Source organism: Rhodococcus sp. 1168 (genome assembly GCF_002091955.1).
Lineage (GTDB): Bacteria > Actinomycetota > Actinomycetes > Mycobacteriales > Mycobacteriaceae > Rhodococcoides.
Genome location: NZ_MKKY01000042.1, coordinates 191178 through 207120, shown reverse-complemented (window position 1 = coordinate 207120; position 15943 = coordinate 191178). Strand labels below are relative to the sequence as shown.

At 62.4% G+C, this 15943-nt stretch carries 15 protein-coding genes; 12 read left to right on the top strand and 3 right to left on the bottom strand.

Features of this window, described 5'->3' with window-relative positions:
* Positions 1-94 precede the first annotated feature (94 nt).
* From ruvC to BJI47_RS07975, 9 genes are all read left to right on the top strand, one after another.
* Positions 95-742: a crossover junction endodeoxyribonuclease RuvC gene (ruvC, locus tag BJI47_RS08015; RefSeq protein WP_254900453.1), complete on the top strand. Its 648-nt coding sequence runs from the start codon at positions 95-97 to the stop codon at positions 740-742.
* Positions 739-1347: a Holliday junction branch migration protein RuvA gene (gene ruvA, locus BJI47_RS08010; RefSeq protein WP_088943204.1), complete on the top strand. Its 609-nt coding sequence runs from the start codon at positions 739-741 to the stop codon at positions 1345-1347. The genes ruvC and ruvA overlap by 4 nt, the downstream gene beginning before the upstream one ends.
* Complete coding sequence (gene ruvB / locus BJI47_RS08005) at positions 1344-2426, top strand: Holliday junction branch migration DNA helicase RuvB (RefSeq protein ID WP_088943203.1); 1083 nt, start codon at positions 1344-1346, stop codon at positions 2424-2426. The genes ruvA and ruvB overlap by 4 nt, the downstream gene beginning before the upstream one ends.
* Before the next feature lie 204 nt (positions 2427-2630).
* Complete coding sequence (gene yajC, locus BJI47_RS08000) at positions 2631-3047, top strand: preprotein translocase subunit YajC (protein WP_088943202.1); 417 nt, start codon at positions 2631-2633, stop codon at positions 3045-3047.
* 176 nt (positions 3048-3223) lie between these two features.
* Positions 3224-4969, top strand: coding sequence for a protein translocase subunit SecD (gene secD / locus BJI47_RS07995; RefSeq protein WP_176224728.1), 1746 nt, complete (start codon positions 3224-3226; stop codon positions 4967-4969).
* Between the two features lies 1 nt (position 4970).
* Positions 4971-6164: a protein translocase subunit SecF gene (gene secF / locus BJI47_RS07990; RefSeq protein WP_088943201.1), complete on the top strand. Its 1194-nt coding sequence runs from the start codon at positions 4971-4973 to the stop codon at positions 6162-6164.
* Positions 6165-6201: 37 nt separating this feature from the next.
* Positions 6202-7884: an ABC transporter substrate-binding protein gene (locus BJI47_RS24485; RefSeq protein ID WP_254900452.1), complete on the top strand. Its 1683-nt coding sequence runs from the start codon at positions 6202-6204 to the stop codon at positions 7882-7884.
* Positions 7881-8444, top strand: a complete 564-nt coding sequence (locus BJI47_RS07980; protein WP_254900451.1) for an adenine phosphoribosyltransferase — start codon at positions 7881-7883, stop codon at positions 8442-8444. Before BJI47_RS24485 ends, BJI47_RS07980 begins: the two co-directional genes overlap by 4 nt.
* Positions 8445-8620: 176 nt before the next feature.
* Complete coding sequence (locus BJI47_RS07975) at positions 8621-10900, top strand: RelA/SpoT family protein (RefSeq protein WP_254900461.1); 2280 nt, start codon at positions 8621-8623, stop codon at positions 10898-10900.
* Between the two features lie 57 nt (positions 10901-10957).
* On the opposite strand, the gene BJI47_RS07970 is transcribed toward BJI47_RS07975, so the two are convergent.
* Together BJI47_RS07970 and BJI47_RS07965 are read right to left on the bottom strand one after the other, a co-directional pair.
* Entirely contained in the window at positions 10958-11746 is a 789-nt protein-coding gene (locus BJI47_RS07970; protein ID WP_176224742.1) for a peptidylprolyl isomerase, read from the bottom strand.
* Positions 11746-12603 carry a peptidylprolyl isomerase gene (locus BJI47_RS07965; protein ID WP_088943197.1) on the bottom strand — a complete coding sequence of 286 codons (858 nt, stop codon included), beginning with the start codon at positions 12601-12603 and terminating at the stop codon, positions 11746-11748. The genes BJI47_RS07970 and BJI47_RS07965 overlap by 1 nt, the downstream gene beginning before the upstream one ends.
* Before the next feature lie 213 nt (positions 12604-12816).
* On the opposite strand from BJI47_RS07965, the gene BJI47_RS07960 reads away from it, so the two are divergent.
* The 3 genes from BJI47_RS07960 to BJI47_RS07950 are packed head-to-tail and all read left to right on the top strand — an operon-like array spanning position 12817 to position 15405.
* Positions 12817-13515: an MBL fold metallo-hydrolase gene (locus BJI47_RS07960; protein WP_088943196.1), complete on the top strand. Its 699-nt coding sequence runs from the start codon at positions 12817-12819 to the stop codon at positions 13513-13515.
* Positions 13512-14783 carry a histidine--tRNA ligase gene (gene hisS, locus BJI47_RS07955; protein WP_088943195.1) on the top strand — a complete coding sequence of 424 codons (1272 nt, stop codon included), beginning with the start codon at positions 13512-13514 and terminating at the stop codon, positions 14781-14783. Before BJI47_RS07960 ends, hisS begins: the two co-directional genes overlap by 4 nt.
* Positions 14773-15405 (top strand): hypothetical protein, encoded by a 633-nt coding sequence (locus BJI47_RS07950; RefSeq protein WP_254900450.1) that lies wholly within the window; start codon positions 14773-14775, stop codon positions 15403-15405. The genes hisS and BJI47_RS07950 overlap by 11 nt, the downstream gene beginning before the upstream one ends.
* Before the next feature lie 4 nt (positions 15406-15409).
* Here the strand turns inward: BJI47_RS07950 and BJI47_RS07945 are convergent, their stop codons facing one another.
* On the bottom strand, positions 15410-15877 hold the full coding sequence (locus BJI47_RS07945) for a DUF3237 family protein (RefSeq protein ID WP_088943302.1): 468 nt from the start codon (positions 15875-15877) through the stop codon (positions 15410-15412).
* Between the last annotated feature and the right edge of the window lie 66 nt (positions 15878-15943).

The following is a 15943-nucleotide window of genomic DNA, read 5'->3' as shown; positions in this document are numbered from 1 at the left end:
GAAGACCGATCTCGCTTCCGGGTGTCGCACACCCGATAGGTCGCACTGCTCCGATACGCTATCGAACAACAGTTCGTAAGCGGAAGGTGTCAGTGTGCGAGTGATGGGCGTCGATCCAGGTTTGACCAGGTGCGGTCTGAGCTTGATCGAAGGCGGGGCCGGTCGCAGTGTCGTGGCACTCGATGTAGACGTGGTGCGAACGCCGCCCGATATGGAACTGGCGCAGCGTCTACTTCGAATCTCCGAGGCGGCGGAGTACTGGTTGGATACGCACAAGCCGACGGTGGTCGCTATCGAGCGCGTTTTTTCGCAGCACAACGTGCGGACAGCCATGGGTACCGCCCAAGCTGGGGGAGTCATCGCGCTTGCGGCCGCTCGTCGCGGGATCGACGTTTGTTTTCACACTCCGAGCGAGGTCAAGGCTGCCGTAACCGGCAACGGTAGCGCCGACAAGGCGCAGGTAACCGCGATGGTCATGAGGATTCTCGGTATGCAGACCGCCCCTACACCCGCCGATGCCGCGGATGCTCTGGCACTGGGCATTTGCCATTGTTGGCGGGCGCCGATGATTGCCAGAATGGCGCAGGCCGAAGCGATGGCCGCGCAGCAGAAGCGGAAGTACGAGATTCGGCTCGCCGAGGAACGTAAATCGCGGGCACAGGCAGCGCGCAAGGTCGAACGCGCCAGACTTGCAGCCGCCGCCGCTCCGGTTCGTCCCGCGCGAGAGGCAGGGACACGATGATCTCCTCGATCAGCGGCGAGGTCCTCGAAATCGCCCTCGATCACGTGGTCATCGAGGCATCGGGGGTCGGCTATCGAATCAATGCGACGCCCGACACGCTTGGCACGTTGAGCCGCGGATCGGCGTCGAGATTGCTGACGACGATGATCGTCCGCGAAGACTCGATGACTCTCTACGGCTTTTCGGACAGTGAATCGCGCGAGCTGTTCTCGCTTCTGTTGTCGGTCTCCGGTGTAGGCCCCCGTATTGCCATGGCGACATTGGCGGTACTCGATCCCCAGGCGTTGCGGACCGCACTGGCAGACGGCAACGTGGCCGCGTTGACCAGAGTGCCGGGAATCGGCAAACGAGGGGCCGAGCGCATGATCGTGGAATTGCGCGACAAGGTCGATGCGATCGTGGCAGCAGGGAACACCACGATCGTGCAGTCCGGGTCGGGAACGGGCGACTCCGTTCGCGACCAGATCGTCGAGGCGCTCACCGGGCTCGGTTTCCCGGCCAAGCAGGCCGAGGACGCTACGGACTCGGTTTTGGCCGAGAGTCCGGATGCGTCCACGTCGGCAGCGCTACGGTCCGCGCTGGCCTATCTGGGTAAGAGCAGATGACCGGAGATCCGGAAGAGGAGTTCGCGGACTCACAGCTCGCGGCCGGGTTGATCGCGGACGACGCAGATGTCGAGACGAGCCTGAGGCCCAAGACCCTCACCGATTTCATCGGCCAACCACGCGTGCGTGAGCAATTGCAATTGGTGTTGACAGGCGCCAAGCTGCGCGGCAGTACCCCCGATCACATTTTGATGTCCGGTCCGCCGGGTCTGGGTAAGACCTCGATGGCCATGATCATCGCGCAGGAGTTGAATACCTCGTTGCGTCTCACGTCGGGACCGGCGCTCGAACGAGCAGGCGATCTAGCGGCGATGCTCAGCAATCTCGTCGAGGGTGATGTCCTCTTCATCGACGAAATACATCGGATTGCGCGACCGGCAGAGGAAATGCTCTACCTGGCCATGGAGGATTTTCGGGTCGACGTAGTGGTGGGCAAGGGTCCGGGGGCAACGTCGATTCCCCTCGAAGTAGCACCGTTCACCCTGGTAGGGGCTACTACTCGATCGGGAGCGCTGACTGGACCGCTCCGTGATCGTTTCGGGTTCGTCGCGCATATGGATTTCTACGAGCCTGCGGAGTTGGAACTGATTCTCCAGCGATCGGCCGGCATCCTCGGTGTCCCGATCGACAAGGCTGCGTGCACCGAGATCGCTGGACGCTCGCGAGGCACACCGCGCATCGCCAACCGGCTTCTGCGCCGCGTTCGTGACTACGCGGAAGTACGCGGTGACGGCACCATCACCAAGGCCACGGCTCGCGCGGCTCTCGTCGTCTACGACGTCGACCAACTCGGCCTCGACAGGCTGGACAGAGCGGTGCTCAGCGCGCTGATTCGAAGTTTCGGCGGTGGACCGGTGGGAGTTTCCACCCTTGCGGTGGCCGTCGGGGAAGAACCGGCAACCGTCGAGGAGGTGTGTGAGCCCTTTCTGGTTCGCGCTGGAATGGTTGCCCGCACACCTCGCGGTCGGGTAGCCACTGCTGCGGCGTGGCAACACCTCGGACTTGTACCGCCGCCTGATCTGGCCATCGGCGGAATTTCTGTTCGAACCAACGAGGCTCAGCAGGAGATATTCGAATAATCTGCTGATAATCGGTGGGAGCTGACCGGATCGCCGGTCCGGTAATGGCACACTGGTTCTTTGCGTGGTTCTTCAGCACAGCCGCGGTGACCGAATTGTCGCCGACTTCGGCTGTACGTGAACGTAAGAAACCACCGTGAACACACCGTGGGCACGAAAGCCGAAACCGATAGACAACCGAAACTTCGAGGACTGACGTAAAAGATGGAACTGCTATTCCCCCTTCTCATCGTGGCTCTGCTCGTTCCGATGTTCCTGAACGTCCGGCGCCAGAAGAAGGCTCTTGCCCAGACGCAGACTCTGCAGGATTCGCTGAAGATCGGTGACGAAGTGGTCACCACAGCCGGTCTGTATGCCCGCGTCGTGCTGGTCGAAGACGACACAGTGGACCTCGAGATCGCCGACGGCATCGTGACGACGTGGTCCCGCGCCGTCGTGAAAGAGGTCTTACCCCCGGATGTCGACGATCTCGACTCCGACGTCGCCGGATCGGATGACGTCATCGAGTCCGGCGACACGACACCGTCGCTCGAGAAAAGCACGACACTCGAGAAGGACGCGTCCCCGTCGACTTCGGAAGAGACCGTGGAGCAGAGCGCACGGCGTCTCGAAAAAGAGTGACCGACCTGTGAATGAAACCGCTGCCGGAGAGAACTCCGGCAGCGGTTTCGCTTGCCGCGCACATGCTGCCCAGTTCGTCTGCAATTCCCTGTTCCGACGCGTATCACCCGACAGAGACCGCTTGCGTCCCCTGATCGACCGCATGTTGTCCCACGCCAAGAGGAGAATCACACACCGTGGCACCTTCCAGCGGATCGGTGCATCCAGCCCGCTATCTCGCCGTCTTCGCGGTATTGATGGCCGCTGTGTATGCGCTGGTCTTTTTCACCGGAGACAAGTCGCCGACTCCCAAGTTGGGAATCGACCTGCAGGGTGGCACGCGTGTCACGCTGACCGCCAGGACGCCTGACGGCAGTCAGCCGAGTCAGGACTCTCTGAAACAGGCGCAGCAGATCATCGAGACTCGCGTGAACGGGCTCGGTGTGTCCGGGTCCGAAGTGGTAATCGACGGCGACAATCTTGTCATCACCGTTCCCGGCGACGACAGTTCGCAGGCACGTTCGCTCGGCCAGACCGCAAGGCTCTTCATTCGTCCCGTGTTGACCGCAGCGCAACCGGTGGCAGGACAGCCGGCGCCAGGAGAGCAAGCTCCTGCGAACGAAACACCTGCGCCCGCTGCGGGTGAGCAGGCCCCGGTCGGTGAATCGGTGCCTCAGGGCCGTCCGTTCCCGGCCCAGGAACCGAGCGCGGTCGATCCGGTTCCGGCGGCTCCTGCCACCGGCGATCCGGGTAGCCCCGAAGCTCCGGCGGCAGTGGGATCACCGGAGGTCTCCGAAGCCGATGAGGCAGCCAATCAGATCACCGAGGCGAAGGCTCTACGGCAGAGCGAGGACCCTCAGGTTCAGCAGGCCGCTCTCGCGACGATCGATTGCAACGCACCCGACCCACTGCAAGGCAACGACGATCCCGCATTGCCCCTCGTTGCGTGCTCGACCGACGGCGCCTCCGTCTATGTACTCGGTCCGAGCATCATCGACGGCCAGCAGATCGACGATGCTACGTCGGGCTTCAACAGCCAGCAGTCGCGCCACGAGGTCAGTCTGAGTTTCGACTCGGAAGGTAGTAACACCTGGGCGAAGTTCACTGGCGCCAACATCGGCAAGCAGGCAGCGTTCACACTCGACTCGAAGGTCGTCAGTGCACCGCAGATCCAGGGTGCGACACCTGCCGGGAGCGCCACCTCGATTACCGGTCAGTTCACCGCGCAAAGCGCCTCGGAGTTGGCGAACACCCTCAAATACGGTTCACTGCCGCTGTCCTTTGCCTCCTCGGAAGCAGAAACAGTGTCCGCGACGCTCGGGCTTGCGTCGTTGGAGGCAGGTTTGATCGCTGGCGCCATCGGTCTGGTGTTGGTTCTGCTCTACTGCCTCGTCTACTACCGCGCGTTGGGTCTGTTGACGGCACTGTCGCTGGTGCTGGCAGGTCTGATGGTCTACGGGATTCTGGTTCTGCTCGGGCGATGGATCAACTTCACCCTCGACCTGGCAGGCATTGCGGGGTTGATCATCGGTATCGGTATGACAGCGGACTCGTTCGTCGTGTTCTTCGAACGAATCAAGGACGAGATTCGTGAGGGACGAAGCTTCAGATCAGCGGTCCCGCGAGGCTGGGCACGTGCGCGAAAGACTGTCCTGTCCGGAAACGCGGTCAGCTTCATCGCCGCCGCGGTGCTCTATGCACTCGCCGTCGGGCAGGTTCGAGGATTTGCTTTCACTCTCGGCCTGACGACCATCCTCGACGTAGTTGTCGTGTTCCTGGTGACCTGGCCGCTGGTCTACCTCTGCACGAAGTCGAAGTTCTGGTCGAAACCAGGTGTCAACGGCCTCGGCGCAGTGGCGGAGGTCGCGCAGGAACGCAAGCGGGCGGCTGCCCGAACGACATCGAGCACGGTCTCGGCCGACGCGTCGACCAAGGGGGCGTGATATGTCCGATTCACCGGAGAAGAACATTTCGGAACCAACCTCGACACTGCTGACAGATTCCGGCGTCGAACAAATGGATCAGCCGCAGCACAGCTGGATGAGTCGGCTGTACACCGGCACCGGGGCTTTTCAGATCATCGGTCGACGTCGCTTCTACTACGTTTTGACCGGAACGATCGTCTTGATCTGCCTGTTGAGCATCGCTGTCCGTGGCTTCACCCTCGGGATCGATTTCGAAGGTGGCACCCGGATTCAGATCCCCGCCGCCGACAACGTCAGCACAGCGCAGGTCGAGACAGTGTTCGCCGACACCCTCGGATTCGATCCGGTGTCGGTACAGACCGTCGGTTCCGGGGCCGCTGCCACCGTGCAAGTTCGTTCCGAGGCGCTCGATGCTGCCGAAGTCGATTCGGTCAAAACTGCTCTGTTCGATACCTTCACTCCGGTCGACGTAAACGGCGTTGCGTCTCCGAATGCGATCAGCATCTCCGACGTGAGCGAGACCTGGGGCGGACAGATCACCCAGAAAGCACTGATCGCGCTGTTGGTGTTCCTCGTCATCGTCAGCATCTACATCTCCATCAGATACGAACGAGACATGGCGATCGCCGCCCTCGCGGCGCTGGGGTTCGACCTGTTCGTCACGGCCGGTGTCTATTCGCTGGTCGGGTTCGAGGTCACGCCCGCGACGGTGATCGGTTTGTTGACCATCCTCGGCTTCTCGCTCTACGACTCCGTGGTGGTCTTCGACAAGGTCGAAGAGAACACGAGAGGGATTCTGAATCTGAGGCGTAAGACCTATGCAGAACAGGCGAACCTGGCTGTCAACCAGACGCTCATGCGCTCGATCAACACGACGGTGATCGGCGTCCTACCAGTGCTGGCTCTGATGGTCGTTGCCGTATGGCTGCTCGGAGTCGGAACGCTGAAGGACCTCGCACTCGTACAGTTGGTGGGCATGATCGTGGGTGCGTACTCATCTATCTTCTTTGCAACACCGCTGCTCGTGACCATCAAGGAAAAGTGGGGACCCGTCGCCCCCCATACGAAGAAGGTGATGGCCAAGCGAGCTGAAGCCGCACAGCGCGGAGGCGTTGTCGGCATGGTCGAGTCCTCGGCCGCTACCGTGTCCGCGCCGGCCACGCCGCAGCCGGGCTCGAGGCCGACAGGAAAGCGCAACAAGAAAAGGCGTTGATCACGTGCGAGTCTGTCGAACAACTGTCGTAAAGGCGGTGGCGGCTGGACTGGCTGCCACCGTGACGGTGGCTACGGCCGCGGGGTGCTCGGCGGCCGAGGATCCAGTTCCGTCCATCGGGTACGCCGTCGACAATGTCGTGTCCACGTACAACGCTCGAACTGTGGACGGCGCCGCCTCCGGTGCGCGTCAGGCGTTTCCGCGTGTCCAGACCGGATTCACCTATCTCGGACCCGGGGGAGAGGCGCTCTCCGACAACGACATCGGAAGCTCGACGGTGGTGCCCGGTGCCGCTCTGACCGTTCGCTACGTGATCGCTCCACAGGCCGTCTACTCCGACGGCGTCCCGATGACCTGCGACGACCTCGTGTTGGCGTGGGCTGCCGAGAGTGGCCGTTTCACCTCCGGTGAGGGCAATTCTTCGCTGTTCGACGCTTCTTCGACTGCGGGGTACTCCGACATCGACAAAGTGGACTGTGTGACCGGTACGAAGGAAGCCACGGTGACCTTTGCGCCCGGGCGGTCCTACCTGGACTGGCGCAGCTTGTTCGGTGCGACGGCGTTGCTACCTGCCCACGTCGTCGCGCGTGCAGCGAACGTTCCCAACATCGTCGACCCGATCAACGGTGGGGACCTGGACGCGGTGGGTCGGATCGCCGAATTCTGGAATACCGGGTGGAACTTCGCTCCCGACGCGATCGATACATCCCTCATGCCGTCCAACGGTCCGTACCGTGTCGATTCCTACACCGCCGACGGCGGGTTGATACTGGTTGCCAACGACAAATGGTGGGGCGTCCCACCAGAAACGGAACGAATCGTCATCTGGCCCAAGGGAACGGACATCCCGGAGCGGAGCGAAGCAGGCGATCTCGAGGTCGTCGACGCGGGTGCCGGGGGAGCTGAACCCACCGACGGATTCGAACGCACAGACTTGCCCTCCAGGGGTGTCGAACAGTTGACGTTCGCTACCGAAGGAACCCTTTCTCCGCCGGCGGTGCGGCGAGCTTTTGCCTCGTGCATTCCGCGCCAACAGTTGTTCGACGAGGTCGGGCATTCCGGATACGACAAGAGCGTCGGAATTGGATCCGGCGTGGTCGATGCCAGACTTGTGCAGTCCGACACCCTGCTCTATCCGCCGGTGTCGGCTACAGCGGCCGGGCGTTATCGCCAGCCGGATACGACGGCGTCCTCGTTCGAGCTTCGGGCCGCCGGTGTGACGAATCCGACGATCCGGATCGGGTACCTCGCTCCGGATGCACGTCGAAGCGACATCGTGGCGACCATCGCTGCCTCGTGCGGTCCAGCAGGGATCAACGTTGTCGACGCATCTTCCGCGCAGTTCTCTCCCTCTGCCCTCCAGCGGGGCGAAGTCGACGCGGTACTCGCATCGACCGCATCGGCGTCGGGAGCGTCCGGCACCGTGTCCGACGCGGCCGCCCAGTACAGCCTCCGTGGTGGCGTCGGCAGCAACGTGGGCGGCTACGACAACGGTCGGGTGAATGCAATAGTGGATCAGCTTGCCGTCGATACCTCCGACGCAACTTCTCTCGCGGTAGCGACGGAGGGCGAGAAAATCCTATGGAACGAGATGCCATCGTTGCCGCTGTTCAACCAGCCGAGGATGCTCCTCGTATCGGATGGGATGAAGAACGTCGTCGCCAATCCGACAGCGGCGGGTGCGGGCTGGAATATGGATCGGTGGATACTCCTCCGGTGAGCAAACACAGTGAAACAGATTACAACGCGAACGCGTTGGCCGAGACCGCCTCGGCAAACATCGATCGATTGGTCCGCTGGGCGGACAACTTCCCGGTCGAGGGCGTCCGTTTCGCGGATCTGACACCGGTGTTCGCCGATGCAGATGGGCTTTCCGCGGTCGTCGAAGCGCTGGCAGTCGCGGGCGCGGGCACGGACCTCGTGGCAGGTATCGACGCTCGCGGCTTTCTCCTCGGTGCCGGCGTTGCACTTGCGCTGGGATCTGGTGTGCTCGCTGTGCGCAAAGCAGGCAAGCTGCCTCCGCCCGTCGTATCGCAGCGGTACGAACTCGAATACGGATCCGCCCAACTGGAGATCCCCGAATCCATCGACTTGGTCGGTCGGCGCGTCCTCGTCGTCGACGATGTGCTGGCGACCGGGGGCACGATCGCCGCGACGGCGACATTGCTGCGCGCACGTGGAGCGCAGGTTGTAGGAGCTGCCGTAGTGCTGGAGATAGCCGAGCTCCAAGGCCGCTCCAGGTGCGATGGGTACCCGCTCACCTCCTTGAAGAATGTGTGAGGACTAAAGTCGGACCACGGAGCGTGTGTGCCCGGTGCAAGACCGGGCCATGAACTCAAACGCGGCAGGAGGCGATCAGCGTGACCAGTTATCTCGACCAACCCTCGCCCGAACGGCCCGCTTCGGATTCCTCGACGCCCGAATCGAATACGGCCGTCCCAGTCGCCCCGCCGACAATCGAACGCGGGTCCGTGCCGGCTGTTCCTACGTCGGCATCGAGAAGGGTCCGCGCTCGTCTGGCACGCCGGATCACCGCTGGTCGCTCGGCTGCCGTCAAACCGGTTCTCGAGCCTCTCGTCAGTTTGCATCGGGACCTGTACCCGAAGGCCGATCTCGCGTTGCTGCAACGGGCCTACGACGTCGCCGACGAGCGGCACGCCACGCAGATGCGCAAGTCGGGTGACCCCTACATCACGCATCCGCTTGCGGTGGCGAACATTCTCGCCGAGCTCGGGATGGATACGACCACACTTGTCGCTGCTCTGCTTCACGACACTGTCGAGGACACGGGATACTCGCTTCAGCAGCTCACCGAGGAGTTCGGTGAGGAGGTCGCGCATCTCGTCGACGGGGTCACCAAACTCGACAAAGTAGCGCTCGGCACCGCGGCCGAAGGCGAGACCATTCGCAAGATGATCATTGCCATGGCGCGTGATCCCCGAGTGTTGGTGATCAAGGTCGCCGACCGACTCCACAATATGCGGACCATGAGGTTCCTCCCGCCGGAAAAGCAGGCGCGCAAGGCCAAGGAAACCTTGGAAGTTATTGCGCCGCTTGCGCATCGGCTAGGAATGGCGACGGTCAAGTGGGAGCTCGAAGACTTGGCGTTCGCAATTCTGCACCCCAAGAAGTACGAGGAAATCGTTCGACTCGTCGCGGACCGAGCGCCCTCCCGTGACACGTACCTCGAGAAGGTTCGAGCGGAGATCAACGCATCGTTGTCTGCGTCGCGGATCAGTGCCGTGGTGGAGGGGCGCCCGAAACACTACTGGTCGATCTATCAGAAGATGATCGTCAAAGGCCGCGACTTCGACGACATTCACGATCTCGTCGGCGTTCGTATCCTGTGTGACGAAATTCGTGATTGCTATGCGGCGGTCGGCGTCGTGCACTCGTTGTGGCAGCCGATGGCCGGAAGATTCAAGGACTACATCGCCCAGCCCCGCTACGGCGTCTACCAATCGCTTCACACGACTGTGGTCGGTCCCGAGGGAAAACCGCTCGAGGTGCAGATCCGCACCCGGGAGATGCACAGGACTGCGGAGTTCGGTATTGCCGCGCACTGGCGATACAAGGAGACCCGAGGCAAGCACGGCAATGACAACGCCGAGGTCGACGACATGGCCTGGATGCGTCAATTGCTCGACTGGCAACGTGAGGCCGCGGATCCGGGGGAGTTCCTCGAATCTCTGCGTTACGACCTCGCAGTCAAAGAGATCTTCGTGTTCACACCGAAGGGTGACGTTATAACGCTGCCTGCGGGTTCGTGCCCGGTCGACTTCGCGTACGCGGTCCACACCGAAGTCGGTCACCGTTGCATCGGAGCGCGCGTCAACGGCCGGCTCGTCGCATTGGAACGCACCCTGGACAACGGCGAGGTGGTCGAGGTCTTCACTTCCAAGGCCGCTACTGCCGGTCCCAGCCGTGATTGGCAAGGTTTCGTGGTCTCTCCGCGTGCCAAATCGAAGATCAGACAGTGGTTCGCCAAAGAACGCCGCGAAGAGGCTCTGGAAGCCGGTAAGGACGCGATCGCCAAGGAAGTCCGTCGCGGTGGTCTACCGCTGCAGCGACTGATGAATGCGGAATCGATGTCGACCATCGCGCACGAATTGCGCTATGTGGATGTCTCCGCGCTGTATACGGCGGTCGGTGAAAGTCACGTATCTGCCCAGCACGTCGTACAGCGCCTGGTTGCTCACCTGGGCGGGGTTGGTGACGTCGAGGAAGAGCTTGCCGAGCGCTCGACACCGTCGACGATTCCCACTCGGGCCCGACATATCGGTGATGCAGGCGTGCTCGTCTCGGGCGCCGAAGGCATCGTGGCGAAGTTGGCCAAATGCTGTACCCCGGTTCCGGGCGACGAGATTCTCGGATTCGTCACCCGCGGAGGATCGGTCAGCGTGCACCGAACCGATTGCACCAACGCCAAGTCACTGGAAGAGCAGTCCGAACGGTTCGTCGACGTGCAGTGGGCGCCGTCGGCGTCGTCCGTGTTCCTGGTCGCCATCCAGATCGAGGCTCTCGATCGGCACCGACTGCTCTCCGATGTCACGAAGGCGCTGGCCGACGAGAAAGTCAACATTCTGTCCGCGTCGGTAGCAACATCGGGTGATCGAGTCGCCATCAGTAAGTTCACCTTCGAGATGGGTGACCCGAAGCATCTGGGGCATGTTCTCAATGTCGTCCGCAACGTCGAAGGCGTCTACGACGTTTACCGCCTGACCTCGGCGGCCTGAACCTTCACCGGCACGGTCGAGCGCGCGTACACGCCTCTCGACCGAGCCGGTGGGGTTCTAGGTGACGGTTTGTATGGTCACAGCTGCGTTCGGGGCGCCGTCGCCGCCGGGAGTTGCGACCCCTGCCGCAGCAACCTCGTCGAGCGTTGCCAGTCCCTCGGCAGAAATCGTCCCGAAGACGGTGTACTGCGGAGGCAGCACCGAGTCCTCGTAGACGAGGAAGAACTGGCTGCCGTTCGTGTCGGGTCCGGCATTGGCCATCGCGAGTGTTCCGCGTGGGAACACGACCGGCGTCGACGCGGCGGGATCGTCAGCGGGGTACACCGTGGTCGGGTATTCGTTCGGGTACTCGTAGCCCGGACCCCTGGATCCCTTGCCCGAAGGATCGCCACACTGGAGAACCTCCAATCCAGGGGAGGTGGTCAGACGATGGCACGGGGTGTCGTCGAAATACCCCTGAGCGGCCAAGTTGGTGAAGCTGTTGACAGTGCAGGGTGCCTTGGTCCGGTCCAAGGTCAATCCGATCGGCCCCTGACTCGTCGTCATCGCCACCTCGACCGTCCCTTGTGCGGACACACCGTCCGTCGGCGGAGGGTTGTTGTCGCGGACGGCAGGGGTCGCCGCGGGATAGTCACAACTTGTCGTCGGCGCTCCGGGTGCGGGGACCGCAGGTAGTGCCCCGAACTGGCGCAGATCCAACTCCGGCTCGGGTGCCGCGCTGGTCGCCTTCGGCGTCGACGCTACTGCCGTCGTAGTGGATGTCGCAGTGCCCGATGTGTCCGATGAACAACCAGCCACGAGCACGGCTACCGCACCGGCCGCCGCGAACAAGGCCGAGCGGGTGATCATAGATCGCTCACCACGCTCGTGATGTCTACGGGAAGGGCCGGCTTTCCGTCTTGGGCACCGCCTTCGACCCCGCCTGCTGCGACCTTGTCGAGAGTCTGCAGACCCGTCTCGTCGATGGTTCCGAACGCCGTGTATGCGGGAGGCAGCTTCGAATCACCGAAGACGAGGAAGAACTGGCTTCCATTGGTTCCAGGCCCGGCGTTTGCCATGGCAAGGGTGCCGCGGGGATAGGAGATCGGCTGGCCGGCTGCAGGGTCGCCGACGTTGTATTGGTCGACCGGGAACTCATCGGCGAACTCGTAGCCGGGTCCGCCTTGACCGGTACCCGCAGGATCGCCGCACTGGAGCACCTGCAACCCTGCAGACGTTGTAAGACGATGGCAGGAGGTTCCGTCGAAGTATCCCTGGTTTGCCAGCGAAACGAAGCTGTTGACAGTGCACGGCGCCTGCGGGTTGTTCAGCGTCAGCCCGATGTTGCCCTGCGAGGTCTCCATGCTGTAGCTCAGGGGCTCGTCGCTCGTCGGAATCGCGTCGGTGCGTGGTGGCGTGTTCGGCTTCGCCGCCGGCGCTTGTGCCGCCGGGTACGCGCAATTCACGGTCTCCGGAAGCGGCTCGGAGCGGCCGTCGGAGATGAGTGTGTCTGCAGAAGGGGTGTCCGATGCGGTCGTCTCGGTTTCGTCACCACCTCGGGTGATCGCGAAAACGACTGCGACCGCACCGACTACGACGGCCACGCCCAGAACAGACCCGGCGATCGTCAGCTGTTTACGCTTCTTGGCTCGCTCTGCTCGGCGTTCGAGTTGTCGCTCGAGCTTCCTTTTCGCTGCCTCACGCCGTTGCTCGTTGCTGGGCAATTCGCCTGTCCTCCCGCTTGTCCTCGATCGATTACCGGCGCTCGATCCGGCTGTTCGGAGCCGAAACCGGCCGTCAGTGAGTGTGCCATTACATCCTGAGAACACTCTGACGGGCTCCACAGCGCGCAGCGCCAGGCACTGGCGATGTCCGGGTCGCACCGTGCAACTAGGCTGCAGGAAAGACCGTGCCAGACCGATCTAGGAGCTGCAGCTGTGCTCGTCACCGGATTCCCGGCGGGAATGTTTCAGACCAACTGCTACATACTCGCCCAGGACGGGGCAAAAGAATGCGTCGTCGTCGATCCGGGTCAGGATGCGGCAGAGCCCCTGTTCGAGTTTCTGAACTCCTCGAACACGACGCCGGTCGCAGTGCTCCTTACTCACGGACACCTCGATCACACATGGTCCGTGGAACCTGTCTGCAGAAAGTTCGGCATCCCCGCCTACATCCAGGCCGAGGACCGATACATGCTCTCGGATCCGATTCGAGGGACCGGGCCGGCATTGGCGGCGATGTTGGGTGACTCCGAGTTCCACGAGCCGGACGATGTACTCGATCTCGAGGACGGCATGGCACTCGATCTCGCAGGAATCACGTTCGGTGTGCTGCGTACCCCGGGCCACACTCAGGGCTCGGTGGTATTCACGACAACGATCGATGCGCCGGACGGGGATGTGTCCATTGCTTTGACCGGGGACACTCTCTTCGCCGGTTCGATCGGCCGCAGCGACCTTCCCGGTGGTGATCATGACCAGCTACTCCGCTCGATCGCCCGATCTCTGCTACCACTGGCCGACGACACCGTGATCCTTCCCGGACACGGCGGCCAGAGCTCCATCGGCCAAGAACGCGCGTCCAATCCGTTTCTCGTTGGACTGACCGGTCCCGAACAAGGAAATATGCACTCGTGAGCAAGCCGTCGACCTTCTCTGCACCCAAGGGTGTTCCAGACTACTTTCCGCCGAACTCCGCCGAATTCGTCGCTGTTCGAGAGGGGTTGCTGACCGCAGCACGAAATGCGGGGTACGGGCATATCGAACTGCCGATATTCGAGGACACCGGACTCTTCGCCCGCGGCGTCGGCGAGTCGACCGACGTGGTCAGCAAGGAGATGTACACCTTCGCCGATCGAGGGGACCGATCGGTCACTCTCCGGCCGGAAGGCACTGCCGGGGTGATGCGCGCGGTAATCGAACACGGCCTCGATCGAGGGGCGCTCCCGGTAAAGCTGGCATATGCCGGGCCCTTCTTCCGCTACGAGCGGCCACAGGCCGGCCGCTACCGTCAGCTGCAACAAGTGGGTGTCGAGGCGATCGGTGTAGACGATCCAGCTCTGGACGCCGAAGTCATCGCCGTCGCCGACACTGGGTTTCGTAGTGTCGGGTTGACCGATTTCAGGCTCGAGATCACCTCTCTCGGTGACGACACCTGTCGCCCGCAGTACCGAGAGCTACTGCAGAAATTCCTGTTCGCCCTGCCCCTCGACGAGGACACTCGGCGCCGCGCGGAGATCAACCCGTTGCGTGTGCTGGACGACAAGAGGCCGGAAGTCCGCGAGATGACCGCCGACGCACCGATCATGCTCGATCATCTGTCCGATTCCGCCAAGGCGCACTTCGACGAGGTGCTCGCCCACCTGGACGCGATGAAAGTTACGTACGTCGTAAATCCACGTATGGTGCGAGGACTCGACTACTACACCAAGACCACGTTCGAATTCGTGCACGACGGCCTCGGTGCCCAGTCCGGAATCGGAGGCGGGGGCCGCTACGACGGACTCATGGCGCAGTTGGGTGGTCAGGAGCTCTCGGGTATCGGATTCGGGCTCGGCGTCGACCGTACGATGCTCGCCCTCGCAGCCGAGGGCAAATCGGCAGGTGCTTCCTCCCGGTGCGCAGTGTTCGGCGTTCCGCTCGGCCTGGAAGCGAAAGCGAAGATCGTGGCCATCGCGGGGGAGTTGCGACACAAAGGAATCAGCGTCGACCTGGCCTACGGAAATCGTAGTGTGAAGGGAGCAATGAAGGCAGCCGATCGGTCGGGAGCGCGCTTCGCTTTGGTACTCGGAGACAAAGAACTTGCCGAGACGTCCATTGTTGTCAAAGAACTTGCCACCGGTGAACAGCAGCAGGTTTCGCTGGATGCCGTCGTCGATCATCTGGAGGCCCGTCTTGCCGACTGACGGCTCGGATGACGTCGATCTCGATTTGGTCCCGGTCGAGTTCATCAGACCACGGCTGATGAAGATCATGTTCGGCGCAGTAGTAGTCGCGATCCTGCTCGCGATCATCGCGAGCTTCTTCCTACCGTTGGTTGTGGCAGTCGTGCTCGGAGCCATCGTGGTGGTGCCGACGTCGGTCTCGACTTGGATAGTGCTCCGACGTCGAACATGGTTGAGCGGCAACGCTATTCACGTCCGCGGCGGCTTCGGGACGAAGCAATTGTCGGTGCCGAAGATCGTGACAGCCGAGATTGCGGTGCGGACCGCTCGGATCGACAATGTCACTCTTCGGTTGTACGACGGCAACGCTCGCGTCACGATCGCACTCGCGCTCTACACCCAGGGCGGTGGCCGAGAGCTGCCGATCCTGTCTTTGCGTAAGCTCGCCGATGCGCTCTGGACCACCGAGTTGGTACCGGCGGCGGCGATCGCATCGGTTCTGGTCGATCAGCTCAAGGCAGAAGCGCGCGACGCGGGTCTGCACGAGCGGCCGCTGTTTCGAGCAATCGAGTTGGTCCGCGCGACGGGACGAACTCCGCTTGCCACTTTGACCGATCGAGAAGTCGCCGAACTGTCGAGCTGATCGGTCAGGTCACCAAGAATGCGTCGAGCACAACAGCTTCGGCCGATCGTGAACCGGATGTCACCACCAGCGCCCGGTTGAGGTACGTGAACTGCGGCACGGAGGTCGCGATTTCCAGAGTTCCGCGGAAGTAGTACGTAGCCGGATCGACTTCTTCGGTCCCTCCCAGTGCCGCGATGACATCGGCCGGGCCGAATTGGAGTCCGCGGTAAGACAGTGAAAGATATCCGCCCACCGTCAGTTCGAGAGTGAACTCGGCGCTGAATTCGGTGCAGCCATCCGGCCGTGTCAATCCGAAGACGGACGAGGTGCCGGCCAGCGTGCCCTCGATGTCCGGTCCGGGCGCCGCACCACCGAGAACGGGGATGACGACTCGTTCTCCCGTAGGGACACCGCCGATGTCGATCGGAACTCCGAGAGTCACGCCGAGCCGGAGGATCGGTTCGAGAGTCGGGATATTCGGTGCAGTCACGGTGAGAAGTACTCCTTCATGTTCGGGCAGTGGGTACACGCTATCCTTCGTCGCGTTTGTCTCACC